Consider the following 18,385-nt stretch of genomic DNA (forward strand, 5'->3'; position numbering starts at 1 on the left):
ACCGCCCTTGTAATGAGTTAACATGTATCAAGGGGTGGTTCTCGAACAGCGTTCGTATCGAAGGCGGTTGGGAGCGAGAACTGTCGTGCGGACGCTACGGAGGAGGACACTATGGCAACATTGGAAGCGGAAAACAAGGAGATTGTCCGTAAATACCCGGAAGAGGTCATTAGCAAGGGGAATCTGGATCTCATCGATGAGATAATTTCAGACAATTAAGTCGAACATAATTCTGCAAGACCCGAGCCCCTTCACGGCCCGGATGCGGTCAAAGAATACGTCTCGATGCTTCGAACCGCGGTTGCGGACATCCACTGCGGGGTCGAAGACCTGATCGCCGAAGGCGATATGGTGGTCCGACGAGATCGGGCCACCGGCACCCACGAAGGCGAGTTTATGGGGGTCGAAGGGACGGGGAAGGAGGCCGTGGTAGAGGGAAACCACATCCACCGGATCGAAGACGGCCAGATCGTCGAGACGTGGGCCCAAAACGACATGCTGGGCTTCTTGCAACAGATCGGTGTCTTCGAACCGCCTGGAGAGTAACGCGATCTACCTTTCAGTATTTTTCGCCAAGTGAATCGGGAGTTCGAGAAGGTACAGCGCGATAGATCTATCCTCTATATCTCGCACGCTCCTTCTGACAGCAACTCGGGAGGTCATCGAGTCTCTACAAGATACAGGGCGCGGATCTTACAGAAACTGATAGTGGGTCGCCCACATCGCAACCTTCGTTCCCAGTCACCACCTCAACGCCATGCTGACAAGAGCCGATTTTCGTGGATAGAGGTCCTCAACGGAACGGACTGTCCCAGTCGCCACCGTGGACGAGTTCCTCGACGTTCTTCCGTTGGCGAGTATCGGCCGAACTCTCGATTTGCTCATCCATAGGATGGCCGACAACGATCGCGCCGATGGGGTCATATGCCTCAGGCACGTCGAAGGCGTCCCGCAGCGCTGGCCAGTCCTCGTCGGGGATGCCGAAAAACAGCGCGCCGAGTTCCTCGGCGACGGCGGCGTGGAGGATATTCAGTGTGGCCATCCCCGTGTCGATATACCAGTACGGCACCGGCCAGCGCGATTCCTCTCGGTCGGTCCATCCCTTGTCTGGCTCGGCGTACCGGTCGAGATAGGCGTCCTTGCAGGCGAACGGTACGACCACCAGCGGTGCCCGACGGACGTGTTCGGGCTGGGCGTTGTGTTCGTTGGTGGCCCAGAAACGCTCGCGGTCCTCGGGTGACTCCAGCGCGAGGAAGGTGAAGCCCTGACTGAATCCGGCCGAGGGACCCTGCAGACCGGCGCTGACGATCCGTTCGACCGTCTCGTCATCGATGGACTCGTCGCGGAAGTTCCGGACCATCCGACGGCGGTGGATGACCTCGTAGTAATCCATACTGGGTCAGTTCGAACTCGCCTGCTATAGTACTGCAGGATGTCGACGTGAGGGGGCAGCTGTTGCGTTTGGTCGGCATTCTACCGAGCGTACCGCCCAGTTCGTGGGCAGGCCGGCACGACCGACCTCTGACCCGTCGAGCCGCGCTCCCGGAATTGACCTCCGCGGCCTCCTCTATCCAATCGGTACACAATTGGGGCCAGGTGGCTTTCGAGCTAGCGATTTCGTCGGTTCGGTAGTTCTGCTGGGGAGTGAATGCCGAACGTACGACGGATTGCTCTCCTGCTGAACCCATCCTCTGTATCTTGCATGCTTCTCTTGACAACGACTCGGTAGCTCGTGTAGTATCTGCTGAATACAGAGCGCGTATCTTGCATCCGAAGCCATAACGAACCCACCGAGATCTACCCTCGCGTAGTTATCGAGGACGACCATCCTGCCTGAATCGTGCCTATGACTCCCGTTCCTACCGTAACCGGGGCAACTACTGTTGCTCGTACTTTGATGGCTAGAACGACGGCAGGTGAAATCTCGTCACGAGGAGGCCGACGGTGAGATAGATCGCTGGCCCGACGAATCTCCAGAACGGATCGTTAACCCGGAAGAGATGTGTCAGGATGGCTCCGGCCATCGTGGCGACGATTAACAGACCGCCGAGAACAGCGAGAATCGGCGCGAACACGAGCCCGACGAGCAAGCCGAGACCCCCAATAGCCTCGATGCCACCAGTAACGAATCGGAACCAGTTTGGATAGCTGTATCGGTCGAAATCCGCTACCACGAGGTCAATACCGATTAGCTTCGCAATGCCCGCAGCCAGCATGATGAGTCCGAGCAACCCTTGCACGAGGAAGATGGCCGTTTCAATTGTGCTCATAGTCTACTTTCCTTACGCGATTCGGACGAGTGTTCAGTCATAACGTTCCGTCCCTCTTTCCGACGAGAGGCACGGGTTTGCTACGCGTGTTGAGACGACGGATTTCTCCGTGAATATATTCGCCTTTTTAAGTCACTACGCAGTCTGTTAAGCCACTCGCCAGCCAACTCCAGTGGTATGGTCCGTGTACACCTGAAAGTCGAGATCGGGGCAGACGACGACAACTGGCTGGCTGGTGTCTCGACCGACTTCTCGGACGCCGAGTTCAAGATTCTGACGAGCCAGCCTGTAGACGATGGCGTGCTCGAGCTGATCGAAGTAACGACATCGGATGGGGACGCCATCGTTCGCCGGTTCGACGACGCGCCGGAGGTGCGCACGTACGAAGTGCTCCATTCCGACGACGGGATGGTGCTGATCCAGTTGGTGTTTCCGATGCCGGCAACGTATGAGGCGAGACGTTCGATGGAGATCCTTCCGCGATTTCCGCTCATCATCCGAGACGGATGGGCATCCGGTGTACAAACTGCTTCACAGGAGCAGTTGTCGAAGTTAACTACCGAGCTAGCAGCGGCTCACATTCCGTATGAGATACTGTCGGTAACCCAATCATACGACTCGACCGGACTTCTGACCGAGCGCCAGCGGGAGGTCATCACTGAAGCGGTTGAACGGGGCTATTACGACAGTCCCCGCGGCTGTACGCTCGTCGAACTTGCAGAGACGTTGGGGGTCAATCAATCGGCGGCTAGTGGTGTCCTCCATCGAGCTGAAGGTCGGATTATCAAGGAATTCATCTCGTAGGCGACGATAGAGGGAGACGAATCGCTCTCGTCTCATCCGATTGTCGCAGACAACCGATGACGAATTTGCCGAGAGCGACACCGCTTGCAGATACTACGTTGCTGCACTCATCCTCAGTATTCAGCACGCGCCTTCTGACAGAATCTGAGCAGGACGTTCAGCAACTGCTGGATAGTAGGCCCATTTCGTTCAGTAGCGGACTGATTCCTAACACACCGTTTCCCTAGTCAAACAGGCATCTTGTTCAACCCTTGCAAATGTTTCACGGGGTGGCGTTATGTGACTGGTTCCCATAGTAGAATAGAGGTCAACTAACCCATGGCAGACAGAACATCGCCAGACCTGCAAGTGCTCTCACTACAATCGATGTCTGGTAACCCATTGAGGAGTCATCATGCCTGACACCACACAATCCCTTATCGAACTGTTAGAGTATCCACTGCTTGAGGCCATTTTCGGGCGACGGTCCCGTCGGTTCGGTCGTGGTCTGTCGATCCCCTCGGGGCCGCTGGCGTTCGAATCGGACGCCGACCCGCTTCCATTATCCGACCTCGAGCAATCGGTCCTCGTCGCTGCCGGGATCGGGGTGAGCGGGTGGAACTACGGGATTCCGTTCGGTCCGCATCGGCCGGACGAGCACACCGATTTCTCAGTTCGGTTGACCGGTCGAACGGCACCGACGGCGGCCGGGATCGGCACACCGGTCCTGTTCTACACTGACGACGACGGCACATACCTAACGAACACCCGGAGCGTCGAACCGAGCCGACTCCGCGAGGCAATGGACCTCGAAGACGACGCCGAACGCATTATGGCAGTGGCCAGAGCGCACACTGAGAAACTCGACGACGAGCGGGTGGACATCCCCGCCGAGTCCGGCCACATCCTCGAACCGAACCACTGGTGGACCAATACGCCGGGGTCAACGCTGTTCATGCCCGTCGGCGATGCCAGCGAAGAGATGCTGGCGCTCCTCTGTCTTTTCGTCGAGAACGGCTACGTGATCATGGATGACGAGATCGGTGAACCGGCCGGCGACCTCGGGCCGTACATCGAATCGGGGTTGTTAGACGCCGATAAGGCGTTCCCGCTGTCCTTCCTCGAACGCGCCACCCTAGAACAGAACTGTGCCGAGCTGGCGTTCATGGCACACAACATGGTGCTCACGATGCAGGCGATGGGACTTGGCGGATTGTATTTCGCGGGGATCAACGAACTGAGCCTGTTCGGTGCCCCGATGCGTGACGATCTCGACGGGCTCGGGTTCCGGTTCGTCGACGATGAGGACTGGACCGCACCGAATCCAGTGGGCCTCGACGACCGGTACGAGGGCCTCTGTCCACCCTACTACTCAGACATGCACGCGGCGGTCGACGAACTCGTCGAGCGGAAGTTCGGACCGGGCGGAACCTACGACCCGGCGACGTCTGGTCCGTGGGAGGACAGCGAAGCGGTGAAACGCTCGATCGAGCCATACGGCGACGAGACGGTCGAGTGCCTCGGCGAGATCGCCCAGTACGTCTACGACAAACACGGGAAGTTCCCGGGGACGGTGCCGACGATGGTGCTGCCCGGTTGCGTCCAGGCACACCATATTGACACGGACTACTACGACGCGCATTTCAAAGCCGGTGCGTACCTCGATACCCACGCCGAGCACATGCAGCGATGGCACGAAGAGGAAAGCCCGTCTTGATCGCCTCTCACATTCGGGAACGATTACCCGGAGGACGTTATCGCAGGCATGTCTACTCTATATACAGCACGCCTGTCCTGGTGGCATTTTAGTAGGTAATTCAGACGCTGCTGAATACAGGGCACGAATGTCGCACGAGATGACAGGCGATCTACGAGAGCCGGGGATCGCTCAGTACAGGGCGAGAATGTTGTACGAGATTCAGTTCGGGTTTCGAAGGTGGTGATCGCTCAGAACAGAGGAGGTGCGTATTAGAGCCAGGAATGCCCGACTGGCGAGGCGCGGGTGATTGGGGCGTATTCATCAGCGACGTATGCGTCCCAGTATCCGGCTTCGAACGTCATCGGCGGAAACGTACGTTTGGTTGTCGGTTGGGCCAAGCACTTCATCAAGGGATTCCCACCCGTCCTGCGTTTCGATTTCATAGTCGCCGTAGGCCTCGATCAAGTCATTCGTCGTGGTTGGATAGTCATGGGTTTCAAGTGCTTCATCTAGGTCATCAAGCTGCTCAACAGTGTCGTTGGGTATCGGTTCAGCCTCATCGGCCCGGGTACGTGCTTCCTCAACTTCTCGCTCTTGCTGGCGTCGCTCTTCGTCATCTGCTTGTTTGTCTCGGCCCTGTTTGTCATCTGCCATCGCGTGCAATAGGAGATCGATTCGGATAACGGTGTGGTCGCTCATCGGTGCGACCGCCTCTACAGACCTCTCCTGGGATCGGTACATTCGTATCCATGTGTGTCCGTTGACTCTGCTCAGTGTGGATGAACTAAACAAGGTCGATGGGCTGACTATATCCTCTGTATTCAGCAGACAACTCTTGTTATCTCTGAGGGTTACAACAATACGTGCTAATCGCGTTTCAGATGCCTCATAATCGGGTTTTACGTCCGGAAGAATAGGTTTGGTCTCTCTTCGAGAGTCGATTATGAGATAGTCTAGGAAGGATTGCACGATAAGGATCTCACTCGAGCGTATGGCTTGTGACCCAATCGACGAGTAAGGGATCTCTCGAGGCGATTAGGGGGCGTTCGCGTGTGTTTTGATGATTGTCGAGGTTAGTGGACGAGCGAGTCCCGTTTCGTGATCGGTACTCGCTGCGTAGATGCAGGACTCGAGGCGTTAAACGTGCATAATCGGTTCGAGACGCGCTCTCGGGTGTGTTTTCCTTCTCGAGAACGGTCTCGGTCTCTTCGGTAATTCCAATGCGGTCTAGCACCCCAAAACCGATAGCAGGAAACCGATTATGAACTTTCGAGTCGTGTACTGGACGGCTACACGTTCGACTCGAGTGGGTGAGTGAGATCCCTGCAGAGAAGGCTCTAAACCACCGAATCCAATTTCTTGGATTGGATCTGAGACGCTCTTCATAGTGTTTCTCTTCCTGGTTACTGCCAACCCAGAAAACGCAAGACGGAAACCGATTATGAACGTTTGAGAGCGTAATTTCTTTCTCTTTTCGGGTCACTCTCTTTGTCCTGCTTGCGCCTACCTCTACCCCTGGACGCCATCTCGAGCGATAATCGCCCACCCCAGGATCTCCTCCTAGGTTCGTCTATAGGCCACCTCTACACACTTCTTCCGGACAGTTGCCGTGGTTATGACCATTGAGGCGCTCTGGCCAATACGGTGATTCACCGAGGTCCCAGAGTTTCTTTTGGACCTCCGTGGAGAGGTTCGGGTGGAAATCCATCCTCTCGTCGGTAAAGTCATACAAGCTTTTTGTGGCCGCTGTAGACGGCAACTTCCTCTTATATGCACTCCAGCAGGAGCGTCGTCACCCAGTAGTACTCGATGCTATGACCCCAGGGTGACGTCGAGTAACCCCTTGCCGTTTGCCAACCCCACCTCTGATCCATCCTTTGTGACCAAAATCAGCCTCGGTAACGACGACCGCCAGAACTAAGCATAAATGAAAGAAGAAGGGAATAATCAATGAACGAACAAAGGGAGTATGAGACGAACTGTGACTTTGGCAAACTGCGACCTGACGCCGTTTATTGCCGGTTTGGGGTGCGCCGATGACAGGTCCTCGGATGCGCCGTCGCGACATGCTCAAAGCGACCGGCGCCGGAACGGTGCTAGCGTCCTGCGTGCTCACGAGCGGAACGGCGACCGGAGAGACCGGGGCCGTCTCGCCTGAACTAGACATCTCGTTCGTGGAGGCGGATCCGGATGCGGGGTTCAACTATCCGTATTACCTCTACGCACCTGCGATTGACGACAATCATGAGCGGCCGATTCTGGTCGAACCGAACAACACTGGACGAAATACTGATGACTTCGAGGTTCATCGAGAATCGGCCGAGCGACTGATCGAGTGGCGATCGACCGCGCTCAGCGATCCGCTCGGCGTTCCGATGCTCGTCCCGGTGTTTCCTCGCCCTCGTTCGGAACCGGTCGACTGGACGCACTACGTCCACGCGCTCGACACCGAGACGATGCAGATCGAGTCCGGGGACCTCCACCGCGTCGACCTCCAACTTATCAGTATGATCGAGGACGCGAAGGCGAAACTCGCGGATCACTTGATTCCGGTCGCCGACGATATCCTCATGAACGGGTTTTCGGCGTCCGGGAACTTCGTCAACCGATTCACGGCACTGCATCCCGAACTGGTTCGATCCGTCACTGCTGGTGGGATTAATGGAACGGCGATCCTCCCACTGTCGGAAGCGAGCAACCACACGCTGAACTACCAAATCGGCATTGCCGACCTTACGTCACTCGTCGGCGAGGAGTTCGACGAAGGGGCCTGGGCGGAAACGGCCCAGTTGGTCTACATGGGTGGCGACGATGAGAACGATACGATTCCGTACGGCGACGCGTGGAACTCGAGACAGCAAGAAATCGCGCTCGACGTCTACGGCGAGCACATGCAGGAAGATCGGATGCCGTTCTGTAAGTCCGTCTACGACGAGGCCGATGCGACCGGCCGAGTGACGACGTATCCGAACGTTGGTCATCGATCGATCGACTCCGAGATCGTCGCCTTTCACCGAAAGCGCGTCGTTCCGCACTCCGTCGCGTTCTCAACCCCACCGGCTATCGGCGCGACGACCGTTCACGTGCACGCGCTGACGACCGAATCGTCGACCCACGACGTCCGCGTGTTCGACGAGACCGGGAGCGACAGTACGGTCGACCCGGCGGCACTCGAGCCTGAGGAGGAGTTACTGACGACGCTCGAGTTGACAGAGTCCCTGGTCGCGGGTGATACGATCGACGTCGCTCTATTAGAGTCCGGACAGACCGATCTCGAGCAGGCACTGGCCAGCGAGACGGCCACGGTCGTGGGTCAGGTTGAACTCGTCGAGGCGCCGGTTGCCGGCGAATCGCAGGTGACTGTCGAGTACGAACTCGCCGCGTCGTACGACCCGGTGAAGACGCCAACGCTCCGGCTCGACACCGAGCAAGGCGGGGCGTCCGTGATGCGGGCGCTGGAACCCGGTGAGGACGGGAGCGAGACGTTCGAGGTGTCCACCGACGCAAACGGCGTTCCTTTCGAACAGACCAGGGAGGTCGTAGCGAGGATCGTCGACGACGACCCCCACGGCATCGATCCGATCGCCGTCGACACGGAGACGATCGGTGTGCCGGACGACCCGGCGGTCTCGGTCGAAACGACCGCCGATCCAGCCGTCCTGAGCGGTGACGAGGTCGTTGTCGACGCACGAGTTCGAACGCTGGGCGGCGATCCGGACGATCTGGACGGGGCGCTCGTCACCTTCTCGATCGACGGTGACGTCGTGAGCGAGGAGCCGATTGCGCTCGAAATCGGCGAGTACCGGACAGTGTCTACGGTCATCGAAATAGATTCGTCCACGGACGCGGACGAACTCGCCGTCACGGCCAGCGTGGAAGGTGAATCCGACGCAGCCGCTGTGGTCATCGCGGAACGACCGGCGCTCGGCAATGGGACGAGCGAGGAGCCGTATCGGATCGAGAACGGTCGAGAACTGGCGTACGTTCACTTCGAGATGGATGCACACTACGAACTAGCGTCCGCTATCGACCTCTCGAGCTACACGAATTTCTTCTCGCTTGGTCGTTCAGCAAATTCATTTTCGGGCGTGTTCGATGGGGCCGGTAATGAGATCAGTGGGTTGACGATTGACTCGGCAGCCGACGCCGTCGGGCTGTTCAGCGAACTGCACGGCGGCGAAATCCGGAATCTCCGCCTGGTCGATGCAACCGTCACTGGCGGTGATTTCGTCGGTGGTGTCGTCGGAGTTGGCTACGGACTGGGGACGGTTTCGAAAGTGCGCGTGTCCGGAACGATTGCAGGCGAGTCGGATATCGGGGGACTCGTCGGGGGAACGATGACCGGCCCTAACGATTCGAGCGAGATCGAAATCGACCGCGTCGTTATCGATGCAACGGTCGTCGGCGACCGCAAAGTCGGCGGCCTCCTCGGACAGAGTTCGGGCGATTCGATCTCCCAATGCTATGTGCTCGGCCACCTCGAGAGTCCGTCGGCCGTCGGCGGGCTGATCGGCCACGAGGCGTTCGACGCGATGCTCGTCGAGTCGTACGCAGCGGCTACCTTCGACAGTTCAGGCGGCGGTGGCCTGATCGCGACCGGAAGCGATCCGACCATCGTCGATTCCTACTGGGATAAGGACACGACCGGACAAAATACGTCGATCGGGGGTGGTACCGGCTTGTCGACAGAAGAATTGACCGGTGAGGCCGCGGCCCATGAGTTGGATGGCTTCGACTTCGACTCGAGCTGGCCCGTGACCGACGGGTATCCGATGCTTAGCTGGGAGAGTCGTCTCAGGATCGCGGCGGTCGAAGCGCCTGCGTCGATTGAACCCGGCGATCCGTTCGTCGTCTCCGTTACCGTGACGAACGACGGCGCCACCACAGAGGACGACGCCGTCGCACTTACGTTCGACGAGGAGGTGGTCGAGTCGATCGCAGTTACCCTCGACCCTGGCTCGTCGAAGACAGTCGAGTTCGAGCTCGATACGAGCGACCTCGAGCCCGACGAGTACGACTATCTTATCGAACTGGATCAACGCGGCGTGTCGCGAACGGTCGCCCTGGTCTCCGACGACGAACCGGATGGTGAGGATGAGTCGGATGAACCGGACGAACCAGGCGACGATGACGAGACGGATGACGAGGACAAAACGGGCGACGACGAGACGGATGACGAAGACCAACGTGACGATACTGACGAGGATGACGACACCCCTGAACCGAGCAACGACTCTCCGAACGACCATTCGTCCGACTCCGGTGGTGCTGACGATCGTGAGACTGAAGACGGAATGCCCGGCTTTGGGATCGTAAGCGCGGTCGGAACCATGGGAGGACTCGGCTATCTACTCGAACGTCGCCTCGAGGACGCCGACGAAACGGAGTGACGATCGGGTTCGTTCGACGTATTATCGTTCTTCAAGACGACCGGACGAGCGGGTCGTACTACGCCCGATTCTCCCGGTACCAGTCGATGAATTTGGCGGCGCCCTGGCGAATGTCGACGCTCGGCTCGTAGCCGAGGAGTTCGTTGGCCTTCGAGATGTCGGCGTGGGTGTGCTCGGCGTCGCCCTCCCGCGGGTCAGTGAACTCGAGCTCGAGGCTGGGATCGATTTCCTCGCGGATGACTTCCGCGAGGGTGAGGACGTCAATGGTGTCCGTCGAGCCCACGTTCATGATCTCGCCGACTTCGCTGCGTCAATATTGTGCTCTTTGATCCCGGGATCGTAGTAGGGCTCGAGGTGTCGAGTACTGTGAGGCCGTGACCGCGGCCAGCCAATCCTTCGGCGATGTGGCCGCTGATGAACCCCGCTCCGCCCATAACCAGAACTTTCATCACTCGGAATGGCGAGCACGGTGATAAAACAGGAAATCGTATTCCTTCTTCCACCCCACAGGGAGCGTTACCCGAGATGGTTTTCTCGCCTCTGAGTCTTGAACCGGGGAACACCTAGGGAGAACGAAACAGTCATCACACACGACACTCACCTTTGGTCCAATGGCTGACGACGACCGCGTCGCTGTCCACGAGGCGACCACCGAATTCCTCGAGGACCGCGACGGCGGTGTGCAGGCGCTCGAGACCGTTCTCGAGGTGGATTCGCGGCTCGAGACCTGGACGTTCGAGGACGTCGACGTGGACTCTGGAACCTTCGGCGAACTGGTTTCGCGCGGGATCGTCGAGAAAACCGATGGCGAGTACCAGGTTGCCGACCGCGAGGATGTCCGGGCGGCGATCAACGGCGAGGGCGTCACAACTGGGTCCGGGCCTGCGTTGCCTGACCTCGAGGACTGGTCGCCGACGCTGGGCGTCTGGGGTGACGTCCGAGCGCTCGCGGGGCTGGTCGGCGCGCTGTGTTTCCTGTTCGCGATGCGGTTGACGCAGTATGGGTCGGTGTTCCGGGGCGAGGACGTGGTGTCGCCGGGGAACGATCCGTACTACTACCGCTACTGGATGGACGAATTGCTGTCCCAATCGACGAATCCGATGAACGTTGGCTTACTCGCCGAGATGCCCCAAGGGGCGACGAATCGACGGCCGCTCACGCACGCCCTTAACTGGTGGTTCGCGGCGTTGCTCGGTGGTGACCAGGCGGCCGCCGATACTGTGGCCGCCTGGCTCCCCGTCGTCGCGACGCTGGCGTTAGGCGTCGTGGTATACGCCCTAGCCGTCGTCGTCACACGTGACCCCCGCGTGGGCATCGCGTCGGTGGTGTTGTTGGCGGTCGCCCCCGTCCACGCAGTGTACACGCAGGTCGGCTTCCTCGAGCACCGCCTCCACCAGTACTTCTGGCTCGGCGTGACGCTGCTGGCGCTAGCGTGGCTCGCAGTGGATCTGACGCGTCGACGCGAGCGGGCAGGAACACGTGAAGCGATTCGCGGGCATCTCCGTTCGCCGATCACGTGGGTCTGGGCGCTCGTGCTGGGGTTCACGCTCGGGATTTCGGCCCACCTCTGGGGTGGCTCATCGCTGCTGTTCATGCCGCTGGCGGTCTACGTCGGCTTCCGGGCGGCACTCGATGCCCGCGACGGCGTCTCGCCGACGCTCGCCAACCTACCGTTGCTTGTTGGACTCGGGATTGGGAGCGCGCTGTCGGCGTGGCTGTACGTCTCCTGGGACTGGCAGCTGGGATTCGTCGCGCTCACCCCGGCAATGGTGTTCGGCGGCGCCCTCTGTGTGGTCTGCCTCGGTGAGCTGTGGCGAACTCTTGACCTCCACGTCGGCGGGATGGTCGCCCTCGAGGCTGCCATCACTGCGCTGGGAATCTACCTGTTCCGGCGGTTTCGGCCCGCCGACTGGGCGGACGCACAGGCTCGAGCCGACGACTTGTTGCTTCGCGAGGGGTACACGGAGTCAGTGTCGCTGTTCACGCCGGAGTACATGGTGCTCTTCGGCCCGCTGGTCCAGCTCGGGATCAGCTTCTACCTCGGGGTCGCCGTGATGGGCTGGGCGGTCTGGCTGTGCACCCGTCGGTACGAGCCGGCGTGGCTGTTGCTCACGGTGTACGCCGCCGTGTTGATGGTGCTCGCCGGCATCCAGATTCGCTTTGCCGCCCAGTTTATGATCCCCATCGCCGTGCTAGGCGGGCTGGGTTTCGTCTACCTGCTGTCGGCGATCGATCTCTCCAGACGGCCGGTGCCGTTTCGGTCGACCGAGGATCGACGAGTCGCTGCTGACGGCGGTGAGAAAATGTCGTTCCCCGAACGGCAGCAGGTGGCCTACCTCCTTGGCATTGGCTTGCTCGTCTGTGGCATGGGGCTGCTCTTCGTTCCCGGCCTGTCGGGCCAGATAACCTACAGCGAGTCCGAGTACGCAGCCGCCCAGGCCATCGACGAACACGCGACCGAGTGGAATCGCACCTATCCCGAGAACTTCGTCCTGAGCGCATGGGGTGAAAACCGTGTGTACAACTACTTCGTCAGCGGCGAAGCGGAGAGTTACAACTACGCTCGGAGGAACTATGGGGAGTTCAGTTCCAGTATCGATCCCGACGGGTACTACGGCCAATTCGAGGGGCGAGTAGGGTACATTGTGCTCGAGGCCCTCAACAGCCCGCCCGTTGCCGCGAGCGCTCAGCATCAGTTGCTTGAGGATCTCGGAACTGGAGAGGAACCGCTTGCCCACTATCAGCTGCTGTACGTGGATGACGAGCAGTCGACGGCCGCCTTCGCCGTCGTGCCGGGAGCGACGATCAATGCCACCGACGAACCAGGAGAGACGGTAACTGTACGAACTGAGGTGACCGTGAGCGGTGCGGAACTGGTCTACGAGCGTAATGTGGAGGTCGGATCGGATGGTACGCTCGAGGTCACTGTTCCCTACGCCGGAGAGTACACGGTTGGTGGTCAGGAAGTGACGGTTACGGAAGCTAACGTGCTTGAGGGGGAGACGGTTGTTGAGGAGTGATCGGTAGCGCTACAGACCTTATCGAAACAACGGCGCTGACTAGTTTAGCACCTCCACTGCTGTCTGTCCATTGAATGGCTAATGCAGTCGTTGTGTGTTGTAGTAGTGTAGGAACTGTTCACGTCAATTTCTCACGCTAGCCCGACTGCTAACCCACGAGTTATGAAAACGGTCAACCCGCACTTTCAACGTGTGAAACGTTATAGCTCGTCCCTGGGTTGGAAACAAACGTGTACGGAACTCGATTCACTGGAAACCGAGTTTACTAACACAAACTTCGATCCTTCGGGGGCCTCGAATGCTATTGCCATTCCAAATGCAGCACCACCTAAACTCCAGAAGATTAATATTGTCTTCGAATGGATTTGTCGGGAAATGAATGTAAGGTCTGCGATGGTGCGATTCAACTCTCGAGTTGACGAGATATTAGCACCCCCTGCTGAGAACCCGAGAGACATTTACAAAGAGTGGGTTGACTCAATCGACTTCGAGCGGGCGCTTCACTTCGGTTCAGGCCGTGATCGCCATGAACTGGGACAGCAACTCGAACGGAAAGGTAAAGTCGTCGCTCTCGATCCCGATACGAACGGGCTCAAGCAGAACAAAACGATGACAAAGATCACGGGCGACGGGCAGCGGCTCCCGTTTGCCGATGAGAAGTTCGACCTTGTTTTTTCTGAGTACGTGTTCGAGCATCTTCCCTACCCGAGCGCGGCGCTGGCAGAGATCGACCGCGTCCTCCGCCCTGGGGGCTCGTTCGTCGTCCTGATTCCGAATCCGAGCCACTACTACGCCAGAATTGCCGATTTGACGCCGTTCTGGTTTCATCAGCTCTGGTTCAAGTTCCAGGGGGTAGAGGACCACGAGGAAGATCGGTTTCCAACCCAGTACAAATGGGGAACCTATTCGGACATAACAAGCGTCGAAAGGTGGGAATTAGAGAGACTCACAAGCTTCCCCGGGCCGACAGGCTACACCACCATACTCCCGATTCACATCCTGTTTACTCTGTATGATCGGGTGATGGCAAACCGGCCAGAGAATCACGTTAGCTACCTCATCCAATACCGCGTTCCATCCTGATCACGAGGGTCTGTGTCACACGCTGTTCTTGATCTAAGCAACTGTAAGAATCCGGTGATCATCAGTGGCGTGATTATCGGGGCTGGACTAACAACGTCGCCATTTGTCTGAAGATATGATGAACTCGTCATCTGTGGGAACGACCATATAGGGTACGGGTTGCGTTCAAGAAACACGAACAATTCGGTCAGTTAATATTTGTGTAATCTACTCACTCAAGGGAGACGACTGTTGGGCTAATGGTCATCGTCCCTAGTGAGAGCGTGATCGTCGCCCCGATCTCGAGTGGTCGACGTTTGAACTGCAGCCCGGACCCCGTTTCTCGGGCCGCGAGTTCAATTGTCAGCACGAGATCGTTCCCACCGTCGGCACACAGCCCAGCGCCTGCTGTGCTGTCGTCCGGCGTCTCGATCGAGCGAATACATGCGTTTGTTTCCCCGTCGAACGTCTCTTCGAGTCCCGGTTTCAGCGCCACTTTTCATTCTGGCGGTAGATCCGTGCCATCGGCACGAATGAGCTGCGTGACCGGTTTCCCGCGCTCTTCGAGAGTATTGACGCGGACGATGGTTCCCGTAAACGCATAGTCGTCCGTTCGGAACCGAACGGATTCACCCACTCGGAGTGACTTGTCTGCGAACGTTTGCGTCTCGTTCTCGGCCAGCGTATCGACAGTCAATCCGGCGACGACCTCTACTCGATCGGCGTCGGCGGTCCCGTACTTGTTGACGCGCTCGATTGTGGCAACCGTGCGTCCAGCGACGACGTACTCGTCGCCCGACTTGGTCTCGTGTGCAATATCGATAGGGACCTCGGTAGTCACCGCTAACTCTCGGGTCGATCGACCGAGATTTGGCTCACCACCTACGTCGACGATAGTCGCCTCTATGGCCCGATCACCGGACTGGACTGTTATCTCGGCATCGGGAACGATTGATTGACTCCTGTGTTGGGGGTCTCTTGATATGATCGGCTATCGACTTGCGTGCGGACGATCGTTCTGATACCGTCGCCAGTGTCGGCTGGTGTGACAAACGTATCGGTAACGAAGATATCGAGTTCGCCATCGACTACTCGTTGAGCAACAACTGGTGGTTGAGTCCCGAGGTCGAGCGTCGCGTGTACGGTTTCCACCGTTGGATCGTCTGTCCAGGCGAATGCAAATACCACAACGCAGGCCAGTCCGATGGTAACTGCAATGGCGAGGGTTCCCGCCTCAATTAGTGTTAAGCCCGCGACAGCGACAGCAGTCGTAAACAGAATAACCAGTACGTCGATTACGTTGATTACCCCTCCAATTCGTCCTATTTCGTCTATGATTTCCATTGATAGCCCCCTTTTGTGATCTCGAGTCCCCCGACTCGAATTGCGTGTCTAATAGATTGAAATTCTACCAGATATATGTGTCGGCCCCGACACCATTGCGACAATTGCTTCGACTATCGATCCGTGGTCCGGCTCACGGCAAAACTCCCATTGGCTGTTCTGTTTGGATCGCTACAACTGACCACTTTCACTTGCTTGGCAACTTCGAAAAATAGATACACCTAACACTATTTTTGCCATTATGGCAGAAAACCCATCCCAGATACTCTGTCTTTTTCACCGTGGGTTCGAACTCTTCCCAAGAGGATACAAACAAATTGAGTCTTTGAGTAGTGCTGGACACGATGTAACGGTACTCTGTGCGGCCCGGAGTGACCTCCCCGAAACGGAGACCTACGAAGGCGCCGAAATACGCCGCTTTCGGACACCATGGCCAAACTTTGCACCAATAAAACCCTTCGTGATTTTATGGATTCTACTTGTATTAATCGCTAAAGGGCTATCTGAAGACGAGGTTGATTCAATTCATTGCTTTGGGATATACAGTCTCCTCTCTGGAGTAGTGCTGTCATCACTCAAAGAGACTTCTCTCACATACGATGCTTTCGAGGACTATCGATATCAATTCGAGCGTTCTGGTGCAGTACCAGTCGGAACTAAGTTCTTCGGTCGACAACTAGTTCGGTTTGAGCGTTGGCTAGCATCGTTGTCTGATGGCGTTTTTGTTGTTCCTTCAGCGGATAATGTTCTGGAACAGCGATTTGCGGATGTCGATACCAGAGTTGCTACTATTTGGAATGTACCTCGACTTCGTGAAGGGATTAATCGATCGAATTTAAAACCCAAAGGTAACGAGAGGGTTACTGTCCTATATGTCGGGGGCATCTCTGTTCATAAAGGTGCTTGCGAGATGGTAGAAGCCGCAGTACAGACGTTAGAGAAAGTAGATAAACCTACGAAATTTGTGTTCATCGGTGGGCACTCCCATGAAACGGCTCGAAAATTGAACCGATTGATTCCAGCTGCTCTGGAAGAAGATATCGAATTTCCAGGCTTTATCCCATATGATGAGGTCGAACCGTATCTGCATGTATCGGATATCGCTCTACAATTGTATCAACCGACGTTTTGGAATCGCCAGTCAAAGGCTTCCTCAAAGCTATTCCGGTATATGGCCGCCCAGATACCGGTTGTTATCAGCGATTTCCCTGGAATCGGTCACCTCATACGTGATACCGAAGCTGGGCTTGCAGTCGATCCTACTGATCCAGATGATGCAGCTAGTGCCCTCATTGAGCTTGTAGAACAGGATGAAAAGAGACAACAATTGGGACAAAACGGATATTCGGCCTTCAAAGAGAGATACAACTGGAAGTTTGAGGAACGACGCTTTCTGGAAGCTTTTGAAGCCACAATGGTTAGTACTTCCACCTAACTTCATGACTTTGCACGTAGACGAACAAGACACTGGTCTGGCTTGTTGGTCGCCGGGACTGTGGCTCAATTAGTCGCAGCGGTATCCGCTCACGCTCACAAGACTCAAATCATCCGGACACTACATCCGGAGAATGTGATGATTTCTGGCAAATAATAGCACAAAAAACACACTACCTCATTTTACACGCTCAACGAACCACTGCCTATTTGAAATAGGAAATGTTTTTAGACCTTCATTCAAAACTTCCGGTATCTGATGGCAGATTCAAAATTTCTCAGGGAGCCGGTTCCGAACAAGACGTGTATAATCGTCGGTACCCGCCCCGGAATTATAAAAATGAGTCCATTGATACAGGAGCTCTCAAACCGGCCCTGTGAGTCGTTTACTATACATGCTGGACAACATTACTCCGAGCAGTTAGACGACAATATCTTCAACGACTTGGGTCTGGACTACCCAGAACATCACATCGACGGTGTAGAATACACGGAGTTCCACGGAGAACAGACTGCACTAATGCTTGAAGGTATTGAGGAGATACTGCTCGAGGAGACGCCCGAGAACGTCCTCGTCTGTGGTGATGCGAACTTCAATCTCGCCGGCGCACTCGCGGCACGAAAGCTCGGACTAAATGTTGGCCACGTCGAGGCGGGACTGCGTAGTGACGACTGGCGGATGCCCGAAGAGCATAATCGAGTTATCATCGACCACATCTCCGAATTCCTGTTTGCGCCCACAGAGCAAGCGAAACGAAACGCCGCAGAAGACAACGTCAAAGGCAACATCTACGTGACGGGTAATACTGTTGTAGATGCAGTCCAGAGGAATATCGATATTAGCCGGAAGAAGAGCACTATTCTTGAGGATCTCGACGCCGGAGAGTTTGTTCTCTTTACAGCCCATCGTGAGGAGAACGTTGATGATCGTGAGACACTCGTCGATCTGATAGAAGTCATCCAACGCCTCACTGAATCCTACGAGGTCGAAGTAGTGTATCCGATTCATCCGCGCACTAAAAAACGTCTCCAACAATTCGAACTTGAGGAGACCACCAACGCTATAGACGGCCTTCACCTGATCGAACCAGTCGGCTATCTGGATTTCCTTCAGTTGATCGACAAGGCAGAAATTACCCTGTCCGATAGTGGTGGTGTACAAGAAGAAAGCTGTATCATTGGTACACCCTGTGTGACGTTACGAGAAAACACAGAACGTCCCGAAACTGTGGATGTTGGCTCGAACGTCATTGCAGGAACCGACCCCAACGAAGTTCTCTCCCATGTCGAAGGAATGTGGAACATACCAAATGACTGGGTAAATCCGTTCGGTGACGGAACCGCCGCAAAGCAAATTATCGATATTGTGTTGGGTGAATAGAT

General features: G+C 56.7%; 13 protein-coding genes and 3 pseudogenes. 8 read left to right on the forward strand and 8 right to left on the reverse strand.

All coding sequences use genetic code 11. The annotated features are described in order from the left end of the window. Positions 1 to 234 precede the first annotated feature (234 nt). Positions 235 to 546 (forward strand): annotated as a pseudogene (locus ACFQS4_RS05560) (ester cyclase); the annotation flags it as partial. A gap of 247 nt (positions 547 to 793) precedes the next feature. Here ACFQS4_RS05560 and ACFQS4_RS05565 read toward each other — a convergent pair. Both ACFQS4_RS05565 and ACFQS4_RS05570 read right to left on the reverse strand, forming a co-directional pair. Continuing rightward, on the reverse strand, positions 794 to 1,393 hold the full coding sequence (locus tag ACFQS4_RS05565) for a nitroreductase family protein (RefSeq protein ID WP_497902671.1): 600 nt from the start codon (positions 1,391 to 1,393) through the stop codon (positions 794 to 796). 508 nt (positions 1,394 to 1,901) lie between these two features. Further along, positions 1,902 to 2,270, reverse strand: a complete 369-nt coding sequence (locus tag ACFQS4_RS05570; protein WP_497902672.1) for a DoxX family protein — start codon at positions 2,268 to 2,270, stop codon at positions 1,902 to 1,904. Positions 2,271 to 2,447: 177 nt separating this feature from the next. Between ACFQS4_RS05570 and ACFQS4_RS05575 the strand changes: the two genes are divergently transcribed. Together ACFQS4_RS05575 and ACFQS4_RS05580 are read left to right on the forward strand one after the other, a co-directional pair. Then, complete coding sequence (locus ACFQS4_RS05575; protein ID WP_497902673.1) at positions 2,448 to 3,074, forward strand: helix-turn-helix domain-containing protein; 627 nt, start codon at positions 2,448 to 2,450, stop codon at positions 3,072 to 3,074. Positions 3,075 to 3,468: 394 nt separating this feature from the next. Further along, complete coding sequence (locus ACFQS4_RS05580) at positions 3,469 to 4,770, forward strand: hypothetical protein (protein WP_497902674.1); 1,302 nt, start codon at positions 3,469 to 3,471, stop codon at positions 4,768 to 4,770. A 303-nt stretch (positions 4,771 to 5,073) separates the two neighbouring features. On the opposite strand, the gene ACFQS4_RS05585 is transcribed toward ACFQS4_RS05580, so the two are convergent. Continuing rightward, positions 5,074 to 5,406: a DUF5789 family protein gene (locus tag ACFQS4_RS05585; protein WP_497902675.1), complete on the reverse strand. Its 333-nt coding sequence runs from the start codon at positions 5,404 to 5,406 to the stop codon at positions 5,074 to 5,076. A gap of 1,382 nt (positions 5,407 to 6,788) precedes the next feature. On the opposite strand from ACFQS4_RS05585, the gene ACFQS4_RS05590 reads away from it, so the two are divergent. Continuing rightward, complete coding sequence (locus ACFQS4_RS05590; RefSeq protein WP_497902676.1) at positions 6,789 to 10,142, forward strand: hypothetical protein; 3,354 nt, start codon at positions 6,789 to 6,791, stop codon at positions 10,140 to 10,142. Positions 10,143 to 10,200: 58 nt separating this feature from the next. Here the strand turns inward: ACFQS4_RS05590 and ACFQS4_RS05595 are convergent. After that, positions 10,201 to 10,440: pseudogene (locus ACFQS4_RS05595) on the reverse strand (UDP-glucose 4-epimerase); the annotation flags it as partial. Between the two features lie 313 nt (positions 10,441 to 10,753). On the opposite strand from ACFQS4_RS05595, the gene ACFQS4_RS05600 reads away from it, so the two are divergent. Continuing rightward, positions 10,754 to 13,162 carry an MFS transporter gene (locus tag ACFQS4_RS05600; RefSeq protein WP_497902677.1) on the forward strand — a complete coding sequence of 803 codons (2,409 nt, stop codon included), beginning with the start codon at positions 10,754 to 10,756 and terminating at the stop codon, positions 13,160 to 13,162. A gap of 78 nt (positions 13,163 to 13,240) precedes the next feature. Here the strand turns inward: ACFQS4_RS05600 and ACFQS4_RS05605 are convergent. Beyond that, a pseudogene (locus tag ACFQS4_RS05605) lies at positions 13,241 to 13,360 on the reverse strand (IS6 family transposase); the annotation flags it as partial. Positions 13,361 to 13,555: 195 nt separating this feature from the next. Between ACFQS4_RS05605 and ACFQS4_RS05610 the strand changes: the two are divergent. Continuing rightward, positions 13,556 to 14,245: a methyltransferase domain-containing protein gene (locus tag ACFQS4_RS05610; protein ID WP_497902678.1), complete on the forward strand. Its 690-nt coding sequence runs from the start codon at positions 13,556 to 13,558 to the stop codon at positions 14,243 to 14,245. Between the two features lie 211 nt (positions 14,246 to 14,456). Here the strand turns inward: ACFQS4_RS05610 and ACFQS4_RS05615 are convergent, their stop codons facing one another. The 3 genes from ACFQS4_RS05615 to ACFQS4_RS05625 all read right to left on the reverse strand — a co-directional run bounded on the left by ACFQS4_RS05615 (position 14,457) and on the right by ACFQS4_RS05625 (position 15,568). After that, positions 14,457 to 14,720 (reverse strand): hypothetical protein, encoded by a 264-nt coding sequence (locus tag ACFQS4_RS05615; protein WP_497902679.1) that lies wholly within the window; start codon positions 14,718 to 14,720, stop codon positions 14,457 to 14,459. Positions 14,721 to 14,723: 3 nt separating this feature from the next. Beyond that, positions 14,724 to 15,065, reverse strand: a complete 342-nt coding sequence (locus ACFQS4_RS05620) for a hypothetical protein (RefSeq protein ID WP_497902680.1) — start codon at positions 15,063 to 15,065, stop codon at positions 14,724 to 14,726. 89 nt (positions 15,066 to 15,154) lie between these two features. Further along, positions 15,155 to 15,568 (reverse strand): hypothetical protein, encoded by a 414-nt coding sequence (locus ACFQS4_RS05625; protein ID WP_497902681.1) that lies wholly within the window; start codon positions 15,566 to 15,568, stop codon positions 15,155 to 15,157. A gap of 241 nt (positions 15,569 to 15,809) precedes the next feature. Here ACFQS4_RS05625 and ACFQS4_RS05630 point away from each other — a divergent pair, with 241 nt between their 5' ends. Both ACFQS4_RS05630 and wecB read left to right on the forward strand, forming a co-directional pair. After that, on the forward strand, positions 15,810 to 17,003 hold the full coding sequence (locus tag ACFQS4_RS05630; protein ID WP_497902682.1) for a glycosyltransferase family 4 protein: 1,194 nt from the start codon (positions 15,810 to 15,812) through the stop codon (positions 17,001 to 17,003). A 258-nt stretch (positions 17,004 to 17,261) separates the two neighbouring features. After that, positions 17,262 to 18,383: a non-hydrolyzing UDP-N-acetylglucosamine 2-epimerase gene (gene wecB, locus ACFQS4_RS05635; protein WP_497902683.1), complete on the forward strand. Its 1,122-nt coding sequence runs from the start codon at positions 17,262 to 17,264 to the stop codon at positions 18,381 to 18,383. Positions 18,384 to 18,385: the final 2 nt, after the last annotated feature.

It is taken from the genome of Saliphagus sp. GCM10025317 (assembly GCF_042663665.1).
Taxonomy (GTDB): domain Archaea; phylum Halobacteriota; class Halobacteria; order Halobacteriales; family Natrialbaceae; genus Natronosalvus.